This is a genomic window from Flavobacterium sandaracinum (assembly GCF_004349135.1).
Classification (GTDB): Bacteria; Bacteroidota; Bacteroidia; order Flavobacteriales; family Flavobacteriaceae; genus Flavobacterium; species Flavobacterium sandaracinum.
On record NZ_SMFN01000003.1, the window covers coordinates 26843 to 51196 of the forward strand.

At 35.5% G+C, this 24354-nt stretch carries 17 protein-coding genes and 1 tRNA gene; 10 read left to right on the forward strand and 8 right to left on the reverse strand.

The features are described 5' to 3' along the window. Positions 1 to 6: 6 nt before the first annotated feature. The gene (rocD, locus tag E0F91_RS03450; protein ID WP_132064961.1) at positions 7 to 1290 is read right to left on the reverse strand and encodes an ornithine--oxo-acid transaminase; all 1284 of its coding nucleotides are present in this window, start codon (positions 1288 to 1290) and stop codon (positions 7 to 9) included. Between the two features lie 233 nt (positions 1291 to 1523). Here rocD and E0F91_RS03455 point away from each other — a divergent pair, with 233 nt between their 5' ends. The 6 genes from E0F91_RS03455 (at position 1524) to E0F91_RS03480 (ending at position 8159) form a co-directional block, all read left to right on the forward strand. Next, positions 1524 to 1976 carry an Lrp/AsnC family transcriptional regulator gene (locus E0F91_RS03455; protein WP_091257761.1) on the forward strand — a complete coding sequence of 151 codons (453 nt, stop codon included), beginning with the start codon at positions 1524 to 1526 and terminating at the stop codon, positions 1974 to 1976. A gap of 42 nt (positions 1977 to 2018) precedes the next feature. Then, entirely contained in the window at positions 2019 to 2882 is an 864-nt protein-coding gene (locus E0F91_RS03460; protein WP_132064962.1) for a cyanophycinase, read from the forward strand. Between the two features lies 1 nt (position 2883). After that, positions 2884 to 5085, forward strand: a complete 2202-nt coding sequence (locus tag E0F91_RS03465) for a penicillin acylase family protein (RefSeq protein WP_132064963.1) — start codon at positions 2884 to 2886, stop codon at positions 5083 to 5085. A 114-nt stretch (positions 5086 to 5199) separates the two neighbouring features. Further along, the gene (locus E0F91_RS03470) at positions 5200 to 5970 is read left to right on the forward strand and encodes a dienelactone hydrolase family protein (RefSeq protein ID WP_132064964.1); all 771 of its coding nucleotides are present in this window, start codon (positions 5200 to 5202) and stop codon (positions 5968 to 5970) included. Between the two features lie 103 nt (positions 5971 to 6073). After that, a complete protein-coding gene (locus E0F91_RS03475; protein ID WP_132064965.1) occupies positions 6074 to 7141 on the forward strand; it encodes a DUF3667 domain-containing protein in 1068 nt (355 codons plus the stop codon). A gap of 4 nt (positions 7142 to 7145) precedes the next feature. Continuing rightward, positions 7146 to 8159 (forward strand): M28 family metallopeptidase, encoded by a 1014-nt coding sequence (locus tag E0F91_RS03480; RefSeq protein ID WP_132064966.1) that lies wholly within the window; start codon positions 7146 to 7148, stop codon positions 8157 to 8159. Between the two features lie 183 nt (positions 8160 to 8342). Here E0F91_RS03480 and E0F91_RS03485 read toward each other — a convergent pair whose 3' ends face one another. From E0F91_RS03485 to E0F91_RS03505, 5 genes are all read right to left on the reverse strand, one after another. Further along, positions 8343 to 9539, reverse strand: a complete 1197-nt coding sequence (locus E0F91_RS03485) for a PAS domain-containing sensor histidine kinase (RefSeq protein ID WP_132064967.1) — start codon at positions 9537 to 9539, stop codon at positions 8343 to 8345. 313 nt (positions 9540 to 9852) lie between these two features. Continuing rightward, positions 9853 to 9928 (reverse strand) — tRNA-His (locus E0F91_RS03490). Between the two features lie 74 nt (positions 9929 to 10002). After that, on the reverse strand, positions 10003 to 10719 hold the full coding sequence (gene bshB1, locus E0F91_RS03495; protein WP_132064968.1) for a bacillithiol biosynthesis deacetylase BshB1: 717 nt from the start codon (positions 10717 to 10719) through the stop codon (positions 10003 to 10005). Positions 10720 to 10771: 52 nt separating this feature from the next. After that, positions 10772 to 11851 carry an isochorismate synthase gene (locus E0F91_RS03500; protein ID WP_132064969.1) on the reverse strand — a complete coding sequence of 360 codons (1080 nt, stop codon included), beginning with the start codon at positions 11849 to 11851 and terminating at the stop codon, positions 10772 to 10774. A gap of 126 nt (positions 11852 to 11977) precedes the next feature. Beyond that, complete coding sequence (locus tag E0F91_RS03505; protein WP_132064970.1) at positions 11978 to 12415, reverse strand: PaaI family thioesterase; 438 nt, start codon at positions 12413 to 12415, stop codon at positions 11978 to 11980. A 115-nt stretch (positions 12416 to 12530) separates the two neighbouring features. On the opposite strand from E0F91_RS03505, the gene E0F91_RS03510 reads away from it, so the two are divergent. The 4 genes from E0F91_RS03510 (at position 12531) to purL (ending at position 21913) form a co-directional block, all read left to right on the forward strand. Next, positions 12531 to 14057, forward strand: a complete 1527-nt coding sequence (locus tag E0F91_RS03510) for a hypothetical protein (RefSeq protein ID WP_132064971.1) — start codon at positions 12531 to 12533, stop codon at positions 14055 to 14057. A 162-nt stretch (positions 14058 to 14219) separates the two neighbouring features. Next, on the forward strand, positions 14220 to 15995 hold the full coding sequence (locus E0F91_RS03515) for an endonuclease (RefSeq protein WP_132064972.1): 1776 nt from the start codon (positions 14220 to 14222) through the stop codon (positions 15993 to 15995). A gap of 306 nt (positions 15996 to 16301) precedes the next feature. After that, positions 16302 to 18134 (forward strand): endonuclease, encoded by a 1833-nt coding sequence (locus tag E0F91_RS03520; RefSeq protein ID WP_132064973.1) that lies wholly within the window; start codon positions 16302 to 16304, stop codon positions 18132 to 18134. Positions 18135 to 18226: 92 nt separating this feature from the next. Continuing rightward, the gene (gene purL, locus E0F91_RS03525) at positions 18227 to 21913 is read left to right on the forward strand and encodes a phosphoribosylformylglycinamidine synthase (RefSeq protein ID WP_132064974.1); all 3687 of its coding nucleotides are present in this window, start codon (positions 18227 to 18229) and stop codon (positions 21911 to 21913) included. Between the two features lie 199 nt (positions 21914 to 22112). Here the strand turns inward: purL and E0F91_RS03530 are convergent, their stop codons facing one another. Both E0F91_RS03530 and E0F91_RS03535 read right to left on the reverse strand, forming a co-directional pair. Continuing rightward, on the reverse strand, positions 22113 to 23063 hold the full coding sequence (locus E0F91_RS03530; RefSeq protein WP_132064975.1) for an NAD(P)H-dependent flavin oxidoreductase: 951 nt from the start codon (positions 23061 to 23063) through the stop codon (positions 22113 to 22115). Between the two features lie 220 nt (positions 23064 to 23283). Beyond that, positions 23284 to 24207 carry a LysR family transcriptional regulator gene (locus E0F91_RS03535; RefSeq protein WP_132064976.1) on the reverse strand — a complete coding sequence of 308 codons (924 nt, stop codon included), beginning with the start codon at positions 24205 to 24207 and terminating at the stop codon, positions 23284 to 23286. Between the last annotated feature and the right edge of the window lie 147 nt (positions 24208 to 24354).

Here is a 24354-nt window from a genome sequence, read left to right on the forward strand (position 1 = left end):
TATAAATTATCTGAAATCGTTTAAGGCTTTTTCGATAATAGCCAAACATTCCTGTATCTGCGATTCAGTAATCACTAACGGTGGGGCAAATCGAATTTTATTTCCGTGAGTTGGCTTAGCTAATAGACCATAATCTCTAAATTTCATGCAAATATCCCAGGCTAAATCAGATTCCTCTCCACTATTAATCACAATAGCATTTAATAATCCTTTACCACGAACCAAGGTGATTATAGGATTTCTTGAAGCAATCTCGTTAAGCCCAGTTCTTAAGACTTCTCCTAAGTGAGCGGCATTTTGCGCCAAATTTTCTTCTTTTACCACTTCAAGTGCAGCAATAGCGACAGCGGCAGCAATAGGATTCCCTCCAAAAGTGGAACCGTGTTGCCCTGGTTTAATCACATTCATGATGTGATCATTAGCTAAAACTGCTGAAACCGGATAAACACCACCTGAAATCGCTTTTCCTAAAATAAGAATATCTGGTTTTACTTCTGGTTTTGCTTCACAACCATTTTTACAATCACAATTCCCACAAGTTGCTAATAACCTTCCAGTACGAGCAATTCCGGTTTGTACTTCATCTGCAATAAATAATACATTATGTTGTTCACAAAGCGCTTTTGCTTTAGCTAAGTATCCTTCGGTAGGAACATAAACACCCGCTTCTCCTTGAATTGGTTCTACTAAAAACCCTGCAATATTTTTGGTTGATTTTAAAACGTTTTCCAATGCTTCGACATCATCGTATGGAATTTTAATAAATCCAGCCGTGAATGGTCCAAAGCTTTTACGAGCAGTTTCATCATTTGAAAAAGAAATAATGGTTGTTGTTCTTCCATGAAAATTGTTTTCACACACAATAATTTGCGCTTGATTTTCAGGAATTCCTTTTACCTCATACGCCCATTTTCTACATAATTTTAAGGCCGTTTCCACTGCTTCTGCACCAGTGTTCATTGGCAATACTTTATCAAAATTAAAATATTTAGTTACATATTCTTCAAACGGTCCTAATTGATCATTATGAAAAGCACGGGAAGTCAATGTTAATGTTTGCGCCTGCTTTACCATAGCACCTACAATTTTTGGATGACAATGTCCTTGATTCACAGCAGAGTATGCTGATAAAAAATCATAATATTTTTTCCCGTCCACATCCCAAACATGAACCCCTTCCCCTCGCTCTAAAACTACAGGTAAAGGATGGTAATTATGAGCTCCATATTGATTCTCTTTTGCTATCAACGCTTCCGATTTTGAAGAAAGGTTTTGTTCTGTATGTGTCATGATGTTTTTATTTTAAAATAGTAATGCACAAAACTACTACTTTTTTTTAATTTAGCAATAAAAATAAATGTTTTGACTTTTAAAAACATATTATTTGAAAATATTTCTTTAATTTACATTAAAATAAGTCATTATTTCAAATAAGCAATTCGATTTACAACTATTTTCGAAATAAATAAAAATAAGTACATTTATACTTCTACAAAACCTTCATCATTAATAGTAACAATAACATGGATATATTAGACGAATTCGATATCAAAATCATCAAAGAACTAGAGAAAGATGGTAGAATGGCCTATTCAGCCATTGCGACTCATTTAAAAATATCAAACACCATGGTGCACCAACGCATCAATAGATTAACTGAACAAGGAATTATTACTGGTATAAAACCAGTAATCAATGAAAAAAAAGTAGGCTATGATTGGGGTTCGTTTACTGGAATCACATTAAATAAGGATCAGGATTCAAATCGAATTATTGAGGAATTGAAAAAGATTCCAGAAATAACAGAATGTTATTATATTACCGGCTCATTTACGCTTTATGTGAAAATCATTGCCAAAGATCACGAGCACATGCGCAGTGTGCTTTATGAAAAAATAGACACTATTCCTGGCATTGCCAAAACCGATTCCATAATTGAATTGGGTTGCGCTTTTAAAAGAAATGTATCGTTATAGCAAAGCATCTATTTAACTTTCGATTAAACCAATAAAATACTGATGAAAAAATATTTACATTCTGTTCTATCGCTTAAAGTTCGAATTAGCTTATTTACTTTTTTGTGTTGCTTCACCATTCAGGCACAAAATACAAAAGGGAAACTATTCATCATTGGAGGCGGACATCGATCAGATGCGCTTATGACGCAATTAATCAGCATTTCTGAGTTGAAGAAAAAAGATTATGTGGTTGTTTTGCCCATGTCAAGCGAAGAACCGGATAGTGCCTACATTTATTTTAAAGCACAATTTCAAAAACTGACCTCAAATCCTATTATCATGCTGAATTTTGATATCACATCTACGAATAATAAAGTGCTGAACGATTCTTTACAAAACGCAAAACTAATTTTCATTAGTGGAGGAGATCAAACTCGTTTTATGAATGTAGTCAAAAATACGCCAACATATACCGCCATTCACCGAGCTTTTGAAAATGGAAGTACAATAGCGGGAACCAGCGCTGGAGCTGCAGTTATGTGCGAGCACATGATCACAGGCAACCAAAAATTAGAACCTAAATACGCCGCTACTTTTGATAACATCAGGCACGGAAATCTAGAAACTTCCTTAGGCTTAGGCCTGATAAAAAACGTAATTATCGACCAGCATTTTCTAAAAAGGAGCCGTTACAATCGCTTACTTTCTGCTTTAGTTGAATTCCCAGATTACATAGGAATTGGTATTGATGAAAGCACTGCGCTAATTGTTCGTAATAAAGAAATCGAAATTGCTGGTGAAAGCGAAGTAATTGTGGTCCAAAAACCAAAAGGCATAACCAAATCCAAAAAATCCAATTTGGTCAGTATCAAAAGCCTAGAAATGGCTATTTATAATCATGGTCAAAAATTTAAAATCCAATAAAATGAAATATTTCAAGAATCATTTACCGCTGCTTATTTTAGTTTTTTGTTTTAACATTCCGCTGTTTTCACAACATACAGCTACTACAGAAATACAAAGATTAAAAAAACTCTCACAGCAAGTGACCATCATCAGGGACAATTGGGGAATTGCACACGTGTATGGAAAAACCGATGCGGATGCCGTTTTTGGTATGTTATATGCACAATGTGAGGACGATTTCAAACGTGTCGAAATGAATTACATAGAAAAATTAGGACGCCTTTCCGAAATTAAAGGACAATCAGTTTTGTACAATGACTTAGAAATTAAACTTTTAATTGATACCGAAGAAGCCAAAGCCGATTATACAAATGCCGCTCCTTGGTTGAAAAAACTATTAAACAGTTATGCTGATGGTATTAACTTCTACCTGTACAATCATCCCGAAGTAAAGCCCGCTTTATTAACTCATTTTGAACCTTGGTTTCCCTTGCTTTGGACTGATGGGAGCATTGGGGCTATTAGCACCGCTGGCCTTTCCACTGGAGAATTAAAAGCATTTTATTCTGGAAATACAGATAAAGTCGCTTATATCGAACGTGAAAAAGACATACAAACCGGCTCAAACGGATTTGCAATTGCACCTTCAAAAACAGTTTCGGGAAATGCTATTTTATACATAAATCCACATACTACTTTTTATTTCAGACCAGAAATACAAATGAGCAGTGAAGAAGGATTAAACGCTTATGGAGCTGTAACGTGGGGACAATTTTTTATTTACCAAGGATTTAATGAAAATTGTGGCTGGATGCACACTTCATCAAATGTAGATGTAGCGGATATGTACGCAGAAAAAATTACAACCAAAAATAACAAACTGTTTTACGAATACGATAAAAAATTGTTGCCCGTAATAGAAAAATGGATCACCATCAAATATCTAGAAAACGGAAAACTAATTCCTAAATCATTCAAAACCTATCATACCAATCACGGTCCAATTATGGCTAAAAGAGACGGAAAATGGATCAGTTTAAAATCAAATAATCGTTCGATGAAAAGTCTAGAGCAAAGTTGGATACGAACAAAATCAAAAAGCTTTGCAGACTACAAAACAGCAATGGATTTGAAAGCCAATACTTCAAATAATACTGTTTATGCCGATAAAGAGGGAAATATAGCCTATTGGCACGGAAATTTCATTCCTATTCGAGACAAGAACCTGAATTGGTCAAAAGTGATGGACGGTACAACATCGGCAACACAATGGAAAGGATTGCATGAGGTTTCAGAGACGGTACATTCCTATAATCCAATAAACGGTTGGCTACAAAACTGCAATTCTACACCGTATACAGTCGCTGGTGACAATAGTCCAAAAAAAGAAAACTATTTGCCTTACATGGCGCCAGACGGGGAAAGTTTCAGAGGATTAAATGCGGTGCGATTATTAAGCAAAGGAACTAAGTATACATTAGACAAAGTAATTTCTGACGGATACGATACTAAACTAACCGCTTTCGAATATCTGATTCCAGCATTAATTTCTAGTTTTGAGAAAAATATCAGTATTGAAGATCCGCTCTATGCAGAACTTTCAGCTCCGATAACCCTGTTGAAAAATTGGGATTATTATGCCAAAGAAAATTCTGTGGCTACAACCTTAGCAGTGGAATGGGGTTACAAATTAGACCCAATTATTCAAAAAGTATATGTGGATGAAGGCGAAATGGACCAAGTGGAAAACACGCTTAATTTTGCAAAAAATGCTTTTCCGGACCAACTAATTCCGCAATTGCAAATGGTGCTGAACGATTTGAAAATTAAATTTGGATCTTGGCAAATTCCCTGGGGAGAAATCAATCGTTTCCAAAGAGCTTCCGGTGACATTAATTTGATTTATAATGATGCGCTTGAAAGTTTGCCTATAGGTTACGGACCGGCACTTTGGGGAAGCTTACCAGCATACAAAAGCAACTATCAAAAAGACACCAAAAAACGCTATGGAACGAACGGAAACAGTTTTGTGTGCGCAGTAGAATTTGGACCAAAAATAAAAGCCAAATCATTGCTGGCAGGTGGAAATAGCGGTGATCCTAAATCGGAACATTTTTTCGATCAGGCTGAAATGTACCAAAAAGGACAATTCAAAGACATCTTTTTTTATAAAGAAGAAGTTCAAAAACATGCTACAAAAACATATCATCCCGGAGAATAATAGCTTAATCTCAATTATAAAAATTTAAAATACTGTTATCAATTAAAAAAATCACGGTACTAATTTCAGAATAAATTAATTGAGATATTTGCAACAAACAAAAAAACGATCAAAATGAAAAATATCTTCTTTGCCTTTTTAGGATTTATTGTATTCTCCAACGGCTCATTGGCACAATTAAAAACAGTACAATACACAGATGGAACACAAAAATTAAATGGATTATCAATTGCACCAAAGAAAGGAAGCAAAACGAAACCTGGAATTTTGATCCTTCCCGCTTGGAAAGGAATCGATAACCACTCCAAAGAATCTGCACAAAAACTATCAAAGATGGGTTATTATGCCTTTATAGCAGATATTTATGGAGAAGGAAATTATCCAACAAACACACAAGAAGCAGGCAAGCAAGCTGGCTTTTACAAAAGCAATGTGGCTGATTATCAAAGACGCATTCAACTCGCTCTAGAGCAATTAGTAAAAGCGGGTGCTTATCCTAATAATATCGTTATGATTGGCTACTGTTTTGGTGGAACAGGTGTTTTAGAGGCTGCAAGAACTGGAATGGAACTACAAGGAGTTGTTTCTTTTCATGGGGGTTTAGGTCGCGACGCTTCTAGAGTCAATAATCCAATTAAAACGAGAGTTTTAGTGCTTCATGGCGCTGATGATCCTTATGTTCCATTAACTGAAATAACCGCTTTTCAACAAGAAATGAGAGACACAAAAGCAGATTGGGAAATGATTTATTACGCGGATGCGGTACATGCTTTTACAGAGCCTGAAGCTGGGAATGATAATTCTAAAGGAGCTGCATACAACGAAAAAGCAGCAAGACGTTCCTGGGAACGCATGAATACTTTCTTAAAAGAAGTTTTGAAATAATTTTTCAAACATAATTTTTCAAAAGCAGTATAAGTTCAGTTTTTTTGTTAGTTTTATAAATTAAAATGTAGCAAAAATTCTATAATTTATACTGTTTTTTTTTATGTCAAAAAGTAAAATCCGAAACGACAAAACCTGCCTTAATTGCAGATACGTGGTAGAAAATAAATTCTGTCCCAATTGTGGACAAGAAAATACCGATACCAGAAAGACGTTTCACCACCTCTTTATCCATTTTTTTGAGGATTTAACACATTATGAAAATGCTTTTTGGCGCACTATAAAAAATCTTTTATTCAAACCTGCTGCGTTAACTAAAGAATACCTTTCCGGAAAGCGACTCTCCTATTTAGCACCAGTTCGGCTTTATATTTTTATAAGTTTTATCACTTTTCTATTGATTGCCATTTTCCCCGGTGAAATCAATTCTTCAGAAAAAAAACCCGAAAAGAAATCCACCATTACCACCAAAAACAAATCGTTTCAGAATATTATAACCAAAAATGATTCGGTTAAAAAGAACCAAACTGATTCAAATGAGGAAGAAGAAGGATTTCAAGATTTTGGATACAACCCCGTGGAACAATTGGACTCTATCCAAACATTTCAAGATTTTGGATACGACTCCGTGGAACAACTTGACTCTATCCAAAAAAATGCTCCAGAATCAAAAAAGCTGTCCGATTTTAGTTATTGGATGAATAAAAAATTCCAAATCGTTAAAGAGAACAACACACAAAGCGAAATCATTGAAAAATTCATAAGCTCCTTTACCCACAATTTACCCAAAGTGCTGTTTGTATTCATGCCTCTTTTTGCTTTTTTCCTTTGGCTATTCCATAATAAAAAACGTTGGTATTATTTTGATCATGGAATTTTCACCTTACATTACTTCTCCTTTTTATTATTGATTTTTCTGCTTTTGTTCCTCATTAACAAAGCGTTGTCACCATTTACAGCATCCAGTTTTATAACTTTTATACAGATTGTAGTTAATTTTATCGGAATTGGATGGATGATTTATTATTTTTATCCCGCACATCATCGTTTTTATGGTGAAACCCGCTTGATATCTTTTATAAAAAGTAGCTTGTTGTTTTTTATAAACTTTATTCTGATCATAATTATATTATCAATTTTTGCTCTTTACACCTTTATCAATTTACATTAAAAAAATGAAAAAAATCTCTTTATTAAGTTTGTCTGTTATTTTAACTTTAAGTTGTGCCTCACAAAAAAGCAGTTTCGCTCAGGTGGACCCAACAAAATACATGAATACAATCACTGCTGACGAATTAAAAACACATCTTTACATCGTTGCTTCTGACGAGATGGAAGGCCGCGAAACTGGATCTGCAGGACAGAAAAAAGCAGGTGTTTACCTCATCGATCAATACAAGAAAAACGACATCAGCTTCCCCACTGGTGCCGCTGACTTTTACCAAAAAATTCCTGCCGCTTTCCTGAATGCTAAGCGAAATGAAAATTTACCTGATTCAGAAAACGTTTGGGCTTATATTGAAGGATCTGAGAAACCAAATGAAGTCTTGGTAATTTCTGCTCATTACGATCATGTAGGTACAAAAAACGGTGAAATTTATAACGGTGCTGATGATGATGGTTCTGGAACAGTTGCATTGTTAGAAATCGCGCAAGCATTCCAAATCGCTAAAAAAGCAGGACATGGCCCAAAACGCTCTATCCTTTTTCTTCATGTTACCGGCGAAGAACATGGATTACACGGCTCCCGTTATTACTCAGAAAATCCTTTGTTCCCGCTAGCAAATACCATCACTGATATCAATATTGACATGATAGGACGTCGTGACGAAGCACATGCAGGAAGTAATAATTATGTATATGTTATTGGTGCAAACCGATTATCAACTGATTTAGATAATATTTGCACCATTGCAAATGCTAAATACACTAACTTGGTTCTAGATTACAAATACAATGATCCTAAAGATCCCAACCATTTCTATGAGCGATCTGACCATTATAACTTTGCTAAAAACGGAGTACCCTCTGTTTTTCTTTTCAATGGAGTGCATGCAGATTATCACAAACCAACAGACAGTCCAGACAAAATTGAATACGATGCGTTAGCCAAAAGAGCACAGTTTGCCTTTGTTACTGCATGGGAGCTCGCAAACCGCAGCGAAAGACCAATCGTAGATAAAAAATAGAGTAAATAGTGGGGCACATCCCAGCTTTCACTAGCGTTGCAGCGTGGTCGGGCTATCCGTTACAATCTTTTTTATCTCGTAAAAAAACGAGATAAAAAAGGATTTCCACTACTATCCCTTGTGCGAACCCCATAAAAAAAGAGCTTTGAAGTGATTCAAAGCTCTTTTTTTATCCTTTATTTATCAAACTCTATCGTCAAATTCTATTTTATCTACACTATCGATTTTATACAAAGGTTCCTCAATAGGTAATGTAAAATAAAAAGAAGACCCAACTCCTTCTATACTTTCAACCCATATTTCGCCATCATTTTTTTCTAAAAATCCTTTCACCAATAACAACCCTATTCCAGCACCTTTGTTATCTTTTCTTGCTTTAGAAAGGGTACTCATTTGTGGAGTAAAAAGTTTGTCTTGCACCTCCTTGGACATTCCAATCCCAGAATCCTTTATTTGAAAAATCACTTTTTCCGCTTCAATTTTGGCTAAAACGGTAATTTCCCCTCCTGGTAAGGAATGCTTAATAGCATTAGAAAGTATGTTTTGAAAAACAGAAAGCAACATTTTTGCATCTGCAAAAACACTAATATTGGGCTCGATTTCATTATGAAGATTTATGGATTTCAAAGAGGCTGTTTCACGTAAGGAATCAAAAACCTTTTGTACATAAGTAAAAGGCTTAGTTTTTACAGGAGAAAACACTTCAGATGCATATTTTACTCTAGCCCACTCTACTAAATTATCTAGCATATTTAGCTCATCTACTGCAGTTTTATGAAGTAAATCAAGTATTTCTTTTGCTTTCTTGGATTCTAATCGATCAAAATTTGTTTTCAAATATTCTGCCGACCCTATAATTCCAGATAATGGACTTCTTAAATCATGAGATACAATTGCAAGTACATTTTCTTTGTGTCCATTAAGATCTTCCAGTTCTTTTACATATTTCTTTATGGCATCCTCTGATTTCTTTCGCTCCGTAAGATCACGCAAAATTTTAACGTATCCCAACCTTTCTCCATCAATACCGATAAGCGGAAAAACCAAACCGTAAGCATAAAACACTTCCTTGTCCTTACAAATATGCCATCTATTGTCTGTTGCTCTCCCCTCTGATAGCGCAGCTTGAATTTCCGTTTGAGGAATACCATTTTTTATGTCTTGTTCCGTGAAAATTATATCAAAACTTTCCCCTATAATTTCATCCGCTTCATAACCAAAAATTTTTGCAGCTCCAGAACTCCAACTATTTATTATAAATTCATTATCAAGAGTGAAAATCGAATAATCTTGTAAACTATCTATTATTTGGCTATAAAACTCAGCAGTTGGAATGTATTTACTTTTAAGAATTTTAGTATTTATTTTCTCGTTTTTCATTAAATTATGTAAATAATATTTAAAATTTTGAAAGCTTATTATTAATTGATTTGACTATCAAAGGCGTTCAAAGATAGACAAAAGAAAATACCATTGCTTTAATACCAAGAATATAAAACCTAACGGGTCAATATAGACTGAAATAGCTATTCTATTAATCTAATGAATCATAAAATTCACAATAATTTATTTGATGACAAAACATGATGTTATTCTTTTTTACTAGGTTCAAACCGATAGTGAACGAGCTACAATCACACGAAACTTTAATCCACAAAAAAAGCCTCTCATTTCTGAGAGGCTTTTGCTTTCTGGGTGGGAGACGGGGCTCGAACCCGCGACCCTCGGTACCACAAACCGATGCTCTAACCAACTGAGCTACAACCACCATTTGCTTAGCGGTGGCAAATATACAACATAAGTTTACTTCTGCAAATATTTTTTTTAAAAAATTACATGAAATTTACATCAAATCGCCTAAGCTATTGACTGCCAAATATCTTTCTACAGTAAAACCTTCGGCATGTTCTACTCCTGTGAGCCGTCCTAAATCTCTAGAACGATAATTCAAGCTTTCGAAGAAGTTTTTACTCGTTATTGGAGACTCCGGCTCATTAGAATTTGCATCATAAAATTGAGAACCATACGCCAAAATAGATTCGATTTTTTTATCCGTGAAACCTGTAATATCAACTACAAAATCCGGTTCTATGTTTTTCCACTGAATATAATGATAGACGATTTTAGGTCGCCAAGCCTTTTGTTGCTCTCCTTCCAATTCAGTTTCTATCTTCATTAATCCAGATAAAAAACAAGCATCTGAAACCAAATTGCTTCCTTTAGCATGATCAATATGTCGATCATCAATTGCATTACACAAAACAATTTCTGGCTGGTATTTCCGAATCATTTTTATGATTTCCAATTGATGCTTTTCGTCATTGACAAAAAAACCATCTCGCATCTCTAAATTTTCACGTGCTGAAACTCCCAAAATTTTTGCAGCAGCATGAGCTTCCTGATCCCTAATTTCAGCTGAACCTCGAGTTCCTAATTCCCCGCGGGTCAAATCAATAATTCCAACTGTTTTTCCTAACGAGATTTCTTTTAAAATGGTTCCTGCACAACCTAATTCCACATCATCAGGATGCGCACCAAAAGCCAGTATATCTAATTTCATTTTATTTGTTTTTTTTAATATAGAAACTTACTAATTATCTAAACCAAATCTTTTACAACACTTGTTTCATTGTAGCAGATTTATTCACGCTTTCCTTCCATTCATTTTCTGGAATACTATCTTTTGTAATACCGCAGCCTAAATACAAATGCGCTTGGGTGATTGCATGTTTAGAATCCTCTTTGATTTGCATGCATCGCAAATTCACATATAAATCTGATTTTATTTCTCCAGAATTAAATCCTTCTTTGTTTAATTCACCTAAAAAACCGGTATAATATTCTCGGTCATAGCCTTCATTTTCTAAAATAAAATTTTTAGCGACTTCCTTAGGTAATCCACATACGGCAGGCGTTGGGTGTAAAACGGAAACAACTTCTTTCAAGGTTGAATGCTCATTAATTACACCTTCAATGTCTGTTTTAATGTGTGCTAAAGTTCCAGCTTGTGCAGTATACGGACTAGATACAGCTACTTCTGAAGTCAAATCCTTTAAATTATTCAAAATAAAATCAGTAACAAACTGCTGTTCTTCTATTTCCTTTTTTTCCCAAACTACTTCTTTTGCAGGCTGAATTTTTTGCGTACCCGCTAATGACATTGTATAAAAAGTATCTGAATTGGCCTTCAGTAATCGCTCCGGTGAAGCGCCCATCCATAAACCTATTTTGGGATGAAACCAGCAATAGCAAAAAGCAGTAGGATAATTTTGAATTAATTTTTCGAAAATTGAAACTAAATCAAAATTTGACACATTGACAATTTCTTCCCGAGACACTACTACTTTTTTCAAAGTACCTTTTGCAATAGCATCAATTCCCTTTTGTACAAGCCCTTCAAAATGTTCTTTAGCTTGAATATCTTCTGAATCTATACAATCCAAAGCATTATTTTCATCAGAAGAAGGCACTAGTGTTTCCCATTTTACCGACTGATTTCTGGGAATCAATATCATCTGGTTTCCTTCAAAAGGAGCGAAAACAAATCCAGTCTCTTCAAAATTCTCGGAAAAATATAAGTGATCGTTATTTTGAAAAAAACCAACTAATTTAATATTATTTGGTTTTCGGTACAATACAAAAGGTAAATTTTGAGCTTTTTGTTGCTTTACTTTTATAAAAAAATCAATCATAGCTACTGTTTAAAAATATAAATTTCATTGAAAATAAGGGCTTTATCATCTGCTAGATTTTTGTCAAAACCATTTTAGTACTTTTCCTAAAATTTTTTTTTGACTTAAGTCACAAATAAAAAGGAACTATTTATCTCCGCTTTTTCTTTTTGGCAAAATCATATTGGTTAATTTGCAAAGCGAAATTAAAGCATTCTTTTCATCTGTAATTCGTATTTCCCAAAGGTGAATGCTTCTCCCCTTGTGGACAATCTTAGCGGTTGCCGTTACAATTCCGTCTCGTTTTGCTTTCAAATGATTGGCTGAAATTTCAATTCCGCGCACCTCGCTTAGTTCGGAATTTACATAAAGCATTGAAGCGGCACTGCCTACACTTTCTGCTAAAGCTACGGATGCGCCACCATGTAATAATCCCATGGGCTGATGTACAGAAGGATTCACAGGCATTGTTGCAACCAGAAAATCTTCTCCTGCGTCAGTATATTCAATACCTAGTGTTTGCATTAAGGTGTTTTTAGAAACTTGATTGCAATATTGAAGTATTTTTTCTTTGTCGAATGTCATGTTTTTGTCTTTAAAAATGTAAAAATAAATAAAAGATAAGTCACAAAACAGTTATTACAATTGTTATTCTGATTTCAAAATAGATTTTTCCTATTTTTACAAAAAATACAACCAGATGCGTTACAAAATAGTCTTGCTTTTTATCGGAATAGTGCTTTCTATTTGTTCCTGTCGTTCCGATTTTGAGACTGTAGCAAGTACTGGAGATTTGGAGTTTTCCAAAGACACGATCTATCTCGACACTGTTTTCACTAACATTGGCTCCAGCACATATAGGCTCAAAGTGTACAATAAAAGCAAGAATGACATTACCATTCCGACAATTAAATTAGGAAAAGGTTTGAATTCTAAATACCGATTGACCGTTGACGGAATGCAGGGAACAGAAGGGAAAATTTTTAACAATGTAGACCTTTTAGCCAAAGACAGTTTGTATATTTTCATAGAAACTACCGCTAATATTGCAGATGCTACTCCAACCGATTTTTTATACACCGATCAAATTCAGTTTGACAGTGGCGAAAACCTACAAAATATTGAACTAGTAACACTGATTCAAGATGCTGTTTTCTTGTATCCAAAGCGTTTTGCAGATGGAACTACGGAAACACTTCCTGTTGGAAACCAAGATATAGATGGTTTTTATCTGGATGAAAATGATCCTGTAAATGGAAATGAATTGCAGTTTACCAATGACAAACCGTATGTGATTTATGGCTATGCAGCAGTTCCTTCGAATAAAACGGCCACTTTTGAGGCTGGAACTCGAGTGCATTTCCATGCTAACTCTGGACTTATTGTAGCCAATAATGCCTCCATCAATATTAATGGAACACTTTCAACAACAGATAAACTAGAAAACGAAGTCATTTTTGAAGGCGATCGTTTAGAACCAGATTTTTCAAATGTACCGGGACAATGGGGAGCCATTTGGTTCACTGATGGCAGTACCAATAATACAATTAATCACCTCACAATTAAAAATGCAACGATTGGGTTGTTGATTCAAAACAATGATGGCACAACAGTTTTTATCAAAAATACCCAAATCTACAATTGTAGCAACTACGGAATTTTGGCGCAGACCGCAAAAATAAATGGAGAAAACATAGCCATCAATAATGCCGGATTAGCTAGTTTAGCCTGCACTTACGGCGGAAATTATTCGTTTACCCACTCCACTTTCAATAATAATTGGAACAGCTCGAAACAAGTGGCGGTTTTGGTTAGCAATTATATTTTGGGAGCAGTTCCAGAGGTAAAAGATTTAACCGCTGCCACGTTTAATAACTGTATAATTTATGGTTCGTACTCAAACGAAATGAGCTTAACCAAAAAAACGGGAGCCGCTTTTGAATACCAATTTAACAATTGCCTGATTAAATTTGATAACGTATCCAATCAATTTACAACCAATCCCGATTATCAATTCAACACGGATACGACACATTACAATGCCATAATTTTGAACAAGGATCCAAAATTCTTCAATGTATCTCAGAATAAGTTCAATATTGATCAAACTTCAGCCGCTTTCGCAAAAGGGAATTCGGCATATCTGATTCCGTTAGACATTACGGGAAATACTAGGACTTTACCACCTGATTTGGGAGCGTATCAAAACAAAGTTTTTCCAAAATAAACTAATCTAAATTAGAGCATCCTAACTATTTAAAATTAAAAAAACTTGAATAAATTAAACATTTAGTAACATCCGATGTCAATTTAAATAGTAGTTTTGAAAAATTTTTTCACATATAAATTCAAACCCTTTTTTAAAACCAAATTAATCCATTATCAGACTATGAAACAAATCTACTCGCTACTCTTTTTATTTCTTTTTGCAGCAGGTTTTGCACAAGCACCAACCGGCTATTACACAAATGCCACAGGAACTGGTTATACATTGAAAACTCAATTGTACAATATTATAAAAGACCATACAGTTCTTAGCTATGGCGATTTATATGTTACCTATGAAACATCAGATATTGATAATTTCTTTGAAAAAGATGGTTCGGTTTTAGACATGTATTCGGAAAATCCAACCGGAACGGATCCATACACTTATAGCATTGCAACTACGCAGCGATGCGGAAGTAGTGGTTACGCCAAAGAGGGAGATTGTTACAATAGAGAACACATCATACCACAATCCATATTTAGCCAAGCATCACCGATGGTCTCTGATGCGCATTTTATTACTCCTACTGACGGAGAAGTAAATGGAATAAGGAATAATTATCCGCATTCAGTAGTAGCGATCGCTACTCAAACTACTTTAAACGGAAGTAAACTTGGAACTAGTACAACTGCTGGATATTCAGGTCTTGTTTTTGAACCAATTGATGAATTCAAAGGGGATATTGCCAGAATGTATTTCTATTTTGCAACTCGTTATGAAAATACAGTTGCCGGATACAATTACCCAATGTTCAATAATTCAACTAATAAAGTATTTACCACAGCATTTCTAAATCAATTGTTGGCTTGGCACAATCAAGATCCAGTAAGTGCTAGAGAAATTACGCGCAACAACGCCATTTATGCACGTCAAAATAATAGGAATCCATTTATTGACAATCCTGATTATGTAACAGCTATTTGGAAAACAGAAGTAGTTGATACGGAAGCTCCAACTGCTGTGACAAACTTAACTGTAACTGAGACTACCGCTAACACTGCAACCTTAACTTGGACTGCTGCTACAGACAATGTAGCCGTTACCGGTTATGATGTGTATGTAAACGGCACTTTAAAATCAACAGAAACTGGATTAACAGCCATTGTAAATGGTTTAGCAGCTTCAACTACTTATTCCTTTTCTATCATTGCCAGAGATGCCGAAAGAAATTCTTCATTAGCCAGTAACATTGCTGAGGGAACTACTAAAGCTCCTGCTGCCGGCACAACTTCTTGTGCATCTGAAGATTTTCAAACTATGCCACCTAATGCCAGTTCTTATGCAACACAAACTTGGACTAATGCTGGAATAACATGGACCGCTGTGGATTCCCGTACCGACCAAACATTGAATTCAAGAGCAATAACAATACGAAATGGCTCTCTTACCTCTTCGTCTGTTGCTAATGGCATCAAGGATTTAACAGTTACTACCCAACTTGTTTTTTCTGGAACCGCAGGATCATTTAAGCTTAATGTTAATGGAATTGAAGTTGGGACCATACCTTATAGTGCAACGGCGACTACTACAACTATTTCAGGAATAAATGTCACCGGTGATGTAATCATTAGCATCACAGGTAACAGTAGCACATCAAATCGTGTAAAATTTGACGACCTTTCTTGGACATGCTCTGCCTCACTTAACGTTAATGAATTAGAAACAAACAGTTTTAATATCTATCCAAATCCATCAAATGGAAATGTAAAATTAAATTTAGAAAATTCAAATGAAAAATATTCTGTTCAAGTGTTTTCAGTATTAGGACAAAAAGTATTTGAAAAAGAATATACAAACAGTTCTTCTGCTACTATCAACAATCTTCAGAAAGGAGTTTACCTAGTTAAAATAACAACCGACACAAAATCAGTTACTAAAAAACTTATTGTAAACTAGTTTAAAAATTGAAATACTCATTTAAAGCGGCAATTATTGCCGCTTTTTTTGTTCTTATTTTTTCGAAAAAACATTTCAATCCAATACAAAAGACCTACCTCACTTTTGTATCTATTTTTTTTCCAAAACGATAACTAATTTTCTCAAAATGTTAATAATTATGTTAAGAAAAACATAATTATATTCACAATTTCTTAACACGAAACATCTTTAAAGTTATAAATTTGTGCGTCTTAAGTACTTAAAATATACAAACCTGTTTTAAAAATCTGAGATTAACCCCAAAAACCAAAACAAATTTAAATTATGAAAAAAATCTACTCTGCCTTATTGTTGTTAATCGTCACAACTGGTATCGCGCAAGTACCAACTGGCTATTACACTACCGCCACGGGAACTGGCTACACCTTAAAAACACAGCTATACAACATTATAAAAGGCCACACTGATAACGGTTACTCAGGTTTATACACAATTTACCAAACATCAGACAGGGATTATTACTACGAAAATGACGGCACTATTTTAGACATGTATTCTGAAAAACCAACCGCCACAGATCCTTACAATTACTCTGCTGGAACAACTCAAAGATGTGGCACCTATAGCGTAGAAGGCGATTGCTACAACAGAGAACACATTATTCCACAATCGACTTTTAATTCTGCTGCACCAATGGTTTCCGATGCACATTTTATCACTCCAACAGATGGAAAAGTAAACGGGCAACGTTCTAATTATCCACACGGACCGGTAACATCTGCAACTTGGACTTCTTTGAATGGAAGTAAACTTGGAGCAAGCACAACAGCTGGTTATTCCGGACCTATATTTGAGCCAATTAGCGAATTCAAAGGGGATATCGCACGTATGTATTTTTATTTTGCCACTCGTTACGAGAATACTGTTGCCGGCTATTCCTATGCAATGTTTAATGGGACTAGTAATCAGGTTTTCACAACTGCTTTTTTAAACTTATTGATCACTTGGCACAATCAAGACCCAGTGAGTTCAAGAGAAATTGCGCGTAACAATGCTATTTACACAGCTCAAAACAATAGGAATCCATATATTGATCATCCTGAATATGTACAAGCGATTTGGAACCCAACAGCTGATACACAAGCTCCAACTACACCAACGAATTTAGTATCATCTACAAAAACAACCACTTCTATCTCACTAAGCTGGACAGGCTCAATGGACAACACTGCTGTAACCGGCTATAATGTTTATATGAACAGCGCTTTAAAAGCAACGATAACTGGACTTTCCACTACTATTACAGGATTAACTGCTGCAACAACTTACGCTTTTACTGTAAAGGCTAAAGATGCCGCAGGAAATATTTCTGCTTCAAGTAACACCCTAAACGTTACAACAACTGCAAGCGGTTCCACTGCAACTGATTTGTTATTCTCAGAATATATTGAAGGTTCTTCGAATAATAAGGCGTTGGAAATTTCAAATGCAACGGGTGCTGCGGTCAACTTATCCATATACAGAATCAAAAAACAAACAAATGGAGCAGGTGCTTGGAGTGCAGGTTTACCGCTGACAGGAACGTTAAATAACGGAAGTAAATTTACTATCGTAAACAGTTTAATGGCGTCCAGTTGTTATCCAACAAGCGCTGCAAACATTTCTACATCGGCAACTGAGATGGCTTTTAATGGAAATGATGCTGTAGGTTTATTCAAAAATGGTATCTTGATTGACATCATTGGAACTTTTAATGGCGGAACGGCAAATTTTGCAGCGGATCAAACCCTTCGAAGAAAAGCTACTGTTACTTCTCCTACAACTACTTTCAATAAGACAACCCAATGGGATTCTTACACATCTGATACGTGTAACAATTTAGGAAGTCGCATCGTTGCAAAAGAGTCTAAAACAGAAACTATTTCAGATAGGGATGCAATTGTTATTTACCCAAATCCATCGCATGGAACTTTCTCTGTCAATCATTCGAATAAAATGTATTCTATTGAAATTTATTCTATCATTGGCCAGAAAATTTACAGTGAAGAAAACAGCACCAAATCAGAAATTACGGTGCCGAACATTGCAAGCGGAACCTACTTAGTTCGAATTACTATCGATTCGGATTCAGTCATAAAAAAATTAATAATCAACTAATTCAAAAAGCGGCAAATTTGCCGCTTTTTTTATAGCCAAAATTTAATCTTAATTGTCTAAATTTGCACCGCAATACAACAAACTACAGAACAATGATCCATTTCTTTGAAAACCAAAGCAAAACTGTTTTTGCCGTACACACGCAAAACATATCGAGCGCAGACGAGATATCGGCTCAAGACATTTCAAAATTAAACTGGCTTTTTGCCAACTCCAATAAAATAGAAAAATCCGTGTTGACGGATTTTTTTGTTGGTCCTCGCGCCACAATGATAACGCCTTGGAGCACTAATGCTGTGGAAATCACCCAAAACATGGGAATATCCGGTATCATTAGAATCGAAGAATTTCACAAAGTAACCGCTGATTTTTCTGATTTTGACCCGATGCTTTCGCAAAAGTACGCCGAGCTAAATCAAGATATTTTTACTATCAATGTACTTCCGGAAGCCATTTTGGACATTGATGATATTGCTGCTTACAACAAACAAGAAGGATTATCTTTGAGTCCGGAAGAAGTAGAGTATTTAGACAATTTAGCGATTAAATTAAGTCGTAAACTAACCGATTCTGAAATTTTTGGTTTCTCACAAGCCAATTCAGAGCACTGTCGTCACAAGATTTTCAACGGAAAATTTATCATTGACGGGGAAGAAAAAGAATCTTCTTTATTCAAATTAATCAAGAAAACATCTCAGGAAAACCCTAACGATATTGTTTCGGCATATAAAGATAACGTTGCTTTTGTAAAAGGGCCACGAGTACAACAATTTGCTCCAAAAAGTGCTGACAAGCCTGATTATTATGAAGTAAAAGAATTTGATTCGGTTATTTCATTAAAAGCAGAAACACATAATTTCCCAACAACGGTAGAGCCTTTCAACGGAGCTGCAACGGGTTCTGGTGGAGAAATTCGGGATCGTTTAGCAGGTGGACAAGGTTCTTTGCCAATGGCAGGAACGGCAGTTTATATGACTTCATACTCTCGTTTGGAAGCCCCGTCCGACTCCGCTCAGGGAAGACCGTGGGAAAACGGTATGACCGAAAGAAAATGGTTGTATCAAACACCAATGGATATTTTAATCAAAGCGTCAAACGGAGCTTCTGATTTTGGAAATAAATTTGGACAACCGTTAATTACAGGTTCTATCCTGACTTTCGAACATGAAGAAGATGCTCGCAAACTAGGTTTCGACAAAGTGATCATGCAAGCAGGTGGAATTGGGTACGGAAAATTAGATCAAGCGATTAAGAAAAAACCACAAACAGGTGATAAAATTGTTATCCTGGGTGGAGAAAATTATAGAATTGGAATGGGTGGAGCTGCAGTTTCTTCAGCTGACACAGGTGCTTTTAGTTCAGGAATAGAATTGAATGCGATACAACGTTCGAATCCAGAAATGCAAAAACGTGCTGCCAATGCCATTCGTGGTTTGGTAGAAAGTGATATCAATCCAATTGTTTCTATTCACGATCACGGAGCTGGTGGACATTTAAACTGTCTGTCGGAATTAGTGGAAGATACTGGTGGATTAATCGATTTAGATAAATTGCCTGTGGGAGATCCTACCCTTTCGGCAAAAGAAATAATTGGTAACGAATCTCAGGAAAGAATGGGATTGGTTATCGCCAAAGAAAACATCGATTTATTGCAAAAAATTGCTGACCGTGAACGTTCTCCAATGTACCAAGTAGGAGACGTAACGGGAGATCACCGTTTTACTTTCGAGTCCAAATCAACTGGTGCTAAACCAATGGATTTTGCTTTGGAAGACTTTTTTGGAAGTTCTCCAAAAGTAGTAATGACGGATAAAACCATCGTTAGAAACTATGCTGATTTAGACTATTCAGTAAAAAATATCTCTACCTATTTAGAACAAGTACTTCAACTGGAAGCAGTTGCTTGCAAAGACTGGTTGACCAATAAAGTAGACCGTTGTGTGGGTGGTAAAGTGGCCAAACAACAAACTGCTGGACCTTTACAATTACCATTGAATAATTGTGGTGTAATGGCCTTGGATTATCAAGGAATAGAAGGAATTGCTACTTCGATTGGTCACTCTCCTGTTGCCGCATTAATTGATCCTGTTGCGGGAAGCAGAACGGCTATTGCTGAAGCATTGTCTAACATTGTTTGGGCTCCAATAAAAGATGGTTTAGACGGACTTTCATTGTCTGCTAACTGGATGTGGGCGTGTAAAAACGAAGGAGAAGATGCTCGTTTGTACGCCGCTGTGCAAGGTTGTTCGGATTTTGCAATCGAATTGGGAATCAATATTCCAACCGGGAAAGATTCACTTTCAATGAAACAAAAATATCCAAATGAAGAAGTAATCGCACCGGGAACGGTAATTATTTCAGCAGGTGGAAATTGTACCGACATTAGAAAAGTAGTAGAACCTGTTTTACAAAGAGACGGCGGTTCTATTTATTATATTAATTTATCGCAAGATGATTTCAAATTAGGTGGTTCTTCGTTTGCGCAAACGTTGAATACTATTGGAAAAGAAGTGCCAACGATAAAAGACGCTGCATTTTTCAAAAGAGCGTTCAATACGATTCAAGAATTAATTTTAGAAAACAATATCCTTGCAGGACACGATATTGGAAGTGGTGGATTGATTACCACTTTATTGGAAATGTGTTTTGCTGATGTGAATTTGGGAGCTAAAATAGATTTCTCTGTTTTCGAAGAAAAAGATTTGGTAAAAATCCTGTTCTCTGAAAATATCGGAATTGTTTTTCAAGCAAAATCAGATGCGGAAGTGGAATCTAAATTAAACGCAACTAACGTTTCTTTCTATAAATTAGGAACAGTGGTTGACAGTGGGATTTTAGACCTTGGGAATTTGACCTTTGACATAAAAGAATATAGAGATATTTGGTTCAAGACTTCATTTTTATTAGACCGAAAACAATCTAAGAACGGAACGGCTCAGGCACGTTTCGATAATTACAAAAACCAAGCGTTACACTATACTTTCCCAACACATTTTACAGGAAAATTACCTGTCATCTCGAGCGCAGTAGAGAGACCAAAAGCTGCTATTATCCGTGAAAAAGGAAGTAATTCGGAGCGTGAAATGGCAAATGCAATGTATTTAGCCGGTTTTGATGTCAAAGATGTTCACATGACCGATTTGATTTCAGGTCGTGAAACTTTGGAAGACATTCAGTTTATTGGAGCTGTTGGAGGTTTTTCTAATTCAGATGTTTTAGGTTCTGCCAAAGGTTGGGCCGGAGCATTTTTATACAATGAAAAAGCAAAAACCGCTTTAGACAATTTCTTCAAAAGAGAAGACACATTGTCTGTTGGAATTTGTAACGGTTGCCAATTGTTCATGGAATTGGAAGTCATTAATCCGGAACATGAAGTACACGGAAAAATGCTGCACAACGAAAGTAACAAACACGAAAGTATTTTTACATCGGTTACGGTTCAAGAAAACAATTCAGTGATGCTTTCTTCATTAGCAGGAAGTACACTTGGCGTTTGGGTTTCGCATGGAGAAGGAAAATTTAACTTACCAATGGGTGAAGAAAATTATAATATTGTTGGAAAATATGGATACGAAAGCTATCCTGCAAATCCAAATGGGTCGGATTATAACACAGCAATGTTGTGTGATAAAACGGGTCGCCACTTGGTGATGATGCCACACATTGAGCGTTCTACTTTTCAATGGAATTGGGCATATTATCCAAAGGATAGAAACGATGAAGTTTCTCCTTGGCATGAAGCTTTTGTAAATGCTAAGAAATGGATTGATACTAAATAATTTTTACTACTAAACACCTAAAGCGTTCTCTATGGAGAGCGCTTTTTTTTGTAGAATATTATTTATAGCTGTATTGAAAATAAAAACTAGCATATTAATAAAAGGAAACACAAAAGAGGACAAGGATAAAAATTGTGTTTCGGAAAAAGTCGGAAGTTGCCCTACAATTTAAAATGGAGAACCATAAAACTGTATAAAATCAGACCGTCAATGTATCAACAATCGCGGAAACGGGTCGGATTGCAATCGTGTTTTCAATGGTAGGACCAGCCACCCAAACTGTTTTGTAAGTCACTTCGGTAGCTGCTTTGGTAACGGCATTAGATCCCAAAAGATAGCGAATCATTTTTACCCACTTTTTCAAACTTTTATTCTTGCTCAAAGTCCTTTCAATCCATGATTGCTTCGTTCCAACTTTTTGAACGTAAGGTGTATTGATTACTGTGCAAGGCGTACCCGATATTTTTTCCGTTAGAACAATATCTTTAGCACCATAATCGACGCAAGCTTGTTTATACTCCTCAGAAACGCCTGATTCGATTGAGGCTATAAAGGGACTACCCACAGATACGCCAACTGCACCATAACGTAACATTGTATCTAAATCCGCTTTAGTACTTACACCACCTGCGGAAATAACGGGCAATGTAGTGTTCAAATCCAACTCTTTTATTAAATCTTCCGGCGAATGATTCCCTCTATGTCCTCCAGCCAAATTATTGACTGCGATTAGAGCATCAGCACCCAAACTTTCAACTTTTTTGGCGAAAGCCAAATCGGTAACGTCACAAAAAACTTTTATTCCTACTTTATGGGCGGCATTTATGGTTTCTTCGGGTGAACCTAAAGAAGTAATTATAAAATCTACTTTCTCAGCACATAAAACAGCTAATTGATCTTTGTATTTTATATTTGATTTATTGACAATCAAATTATATCCAAAACTTCCTCCTGGCACTTTGGCAGCTTTCAGCTCCAGAATTGAAGCCCGTAATTCCTCTAAAGTTCTGTAATTTAAGGCCGGTATACAACCTGCCACACCTGCTTTCATTCCTTCAATTACCATTTTTGTATTCGAAACCAAAAACATTGGGGCCATTATTAGCGGTCTGTGAATGTTTAAAAGAGCGGTTAATGTGGGCTTTATCATTGCTTTAAGTTTTAGTTGAAACAAATATAAGTAAACATACTATGCACGCCTACTATTTACAGTTTTATAGTTGCAATGACTGACTTGATACTTCATAAAATTGAAACAGGTGTTATTTTACAAAAGTCTGTATAGCTAATTAATGCTTATAGAAACACTTTGAAACTATTAATATGAAACCTGTAAATAATTTATTTACAATTTAAAAATAGCAAATACGCTAATAGTGCTCGTACCAATTGAATTTTTCTTTAACAATATTATCCTTTTCTTTTATCATATATTCTAAGAGTGCGGCAGCTACTGGACCATGTTTTTTGCCTTTGAGCCATATCAAACTCCAAGTTGTTTTAATTGGCAAACCTTTAAAAGGAATAATTTGCAGTTCCTGATTCGATAACTCATTTTTGATTCCAATCAAGGGCACAATAGAACATCCTAATCCCGCTATCACGGCCTGTTTGACTGCTTCATTCGATGTAAGTTCCATTTTTTTTGGAATTACAACAGCATTTCGTTCGATAAAGCGCTCCATTGTTTGGCGCGTGCCAGAACCTTTTTCCCTATAAATTAATGGCATATTTTTGAATATCTCATTTAAATTTATTGCCTCTTTAAATTCTGTTTTAGAGTCACCGATCAAATATAATTTATTTTGAAGCAAATCTAATTTTTCTATATTCAAGGTCGCGGGTAAAACAGACACCAAGGCAAAATCTACTTCGTTTTTTTCCAAACTAGTAATTACTCCACTTTTATTAGTTACATCCATTTGCAATTCGATACCGGAATGTTTTTTTATAAAATCTGCTAAGAAGAATGGCATGATATATTTACCTGTCGAAACAATAGAAATTCTTAATCGGCCTGTCAATTGTCCCTTGTACGCCATCGTTTTGAAATTGATGGCCTCGACTTGATTTATTATTTTTTCTGCGACTTCAGCGATTTCATTCCCAAAATCGGTTACATACAATCTCCTACCAACCACTTCGGTTAAGGGAATATCAAATTGATCTTGAAAATTTTTGAGTTGAATAGATACCGCAGGCTGTGTTAAGTGTAGCTCTTCGGATGCTTTTGTGACGCTCTTAGTTCTGACTACCTTTAAAAATATCTGAAGTTGATGCAAAGTATAGTTCATAAATTTATTTAATGATTAGTATTGCAAATATAAATAAAAATTTATAGATAAAAATACTCAAATTTGTTGATATTTAATTACCAGTATTTTAAGAAACAACAAATTTTTATTTACGATTATTTTTGAAATGAAAAAACAAGAAAATTA

Excerpts from the sequence above, each read along its gene's own strand:
- E0F91_RS03485 (WP_132064967.1), bottom strand. The coding sequence starts at position 9,539 with ATGAAAAACGAGAAAATAAATACTAAAATTCTTAAAAGTAAATACATT.
- E0F91_RS03520 (WP_132064973.1), top strand. The coding sequence starts at position 16,302 with ATGAAAAAAATCTACTCTGCCTTATTGTTGTTAATCGTCACAACTGGT.
- E0F91_RS03465 (WP_132064963.1), top strand. The coding sequence starts at position 2,884 with ATGAAATATTTCAAGAATCATTTACCGCTGCTTATTTTAGTTTTTTGT.
- E0F91_RS03535 (WP_132064976.1), bottom strand. The coding sequence starts at position 24,207 with ATGAACTATACTTTGCATCAACTTCAGATATTTTTAAAGGTAGTCAGA.
- purL (WP_132064974.1), top strand. The coding sequence starts at position 18,227 with ATGATCCATTTCTTTGAAAACCAAAGCAAAACTGTTTTTGCCGTACAC.
- E0F91_RS03530 (WP_132064975.1), bottom strand. The coding sequence starts at position 23,063 with ATGATAAAGCCCACATTAACCGCTCTTTTAAACATTCACAGACCGCTA.
- E0F91_RS03515 (WP_132064972.1), top strand. The coding sequence starts at position 14,220 with ATGAAACAAATCTACTCGCTACTCTTTTTATTTCTTTTTGCAGCAGGT.
- E0F91_RS03500 (WP_132064969.1), bottom strand. The coding sequence starts at position 11,851 with ATGATTGATTTTTTTATAAAAGTAAAGCAACAAAAAGCTCAAAATTTA.
- E0F91_RS03470 (WP_132064964.1), top strand. The coding sequence starts at position 5,200 with ATGAAAAATATCTTCTTTGCCTTTTTAGGATTTATTGTATTCTCCAAC.
- rocD (WP_132064961.1), bottom strand. The coding sequence starts at position 1,290 with ATGACACATACAGAACAAAACCTTTCTTCAAAATCGGAAGCGTTGATA.
- E0F91_RS03455 (WP_091257761.1), top strand. The coding sequence starts at position 1,524 with ATGGATATATTAGACGAATTCGATATCAAAATCATCAAAGAACTAGAG.
- E0F91_RS03475 (WP_132064965.1), top strand. The coding sequence starts at position 6,074 with ATGTCAAAAAGTAAAATCCGAAACGACAAAACCTGCCTTAATTGCAGA.
- E0F91_RS03480 (WP_132064966.1), top strand. The coding sequence starts at position 7,146 with ATGAAAAAAATCTCTTTATTAAGTTTGTCTGTTATTTTAACTTTAAGT.
- bshB1 (WP_132064968.1), bottom strand. The coding sequence starts at position 10,719 with ATGAAATTAGATATACTGGCTTTTGGTGCGCATCCTGATGATGTGGAA.
- E0F91_RS03460 (WP_132064962.1), top strand. The coding sequence starts at position 2,019 with ATGAAAAAATATTTACATTCTGTTCTATCGCTTAAAGTTCGAATTAGC.
- E0F91_RS03505 (WP_132064970.1), bottom strand. The coding sequence starts at position 12,415 with ATGACATTCGACAAAGAAAAAATACTTCAATATTGCAATCAAGTTTCT.
- E0F91_RS03510 (WP_132064971.1), top strand. The coding sequence starts at position 12,531 with ATGCGTTACAAAATAGTCTTGCTTTTTATCGGAATAGTGCTTTCTATT.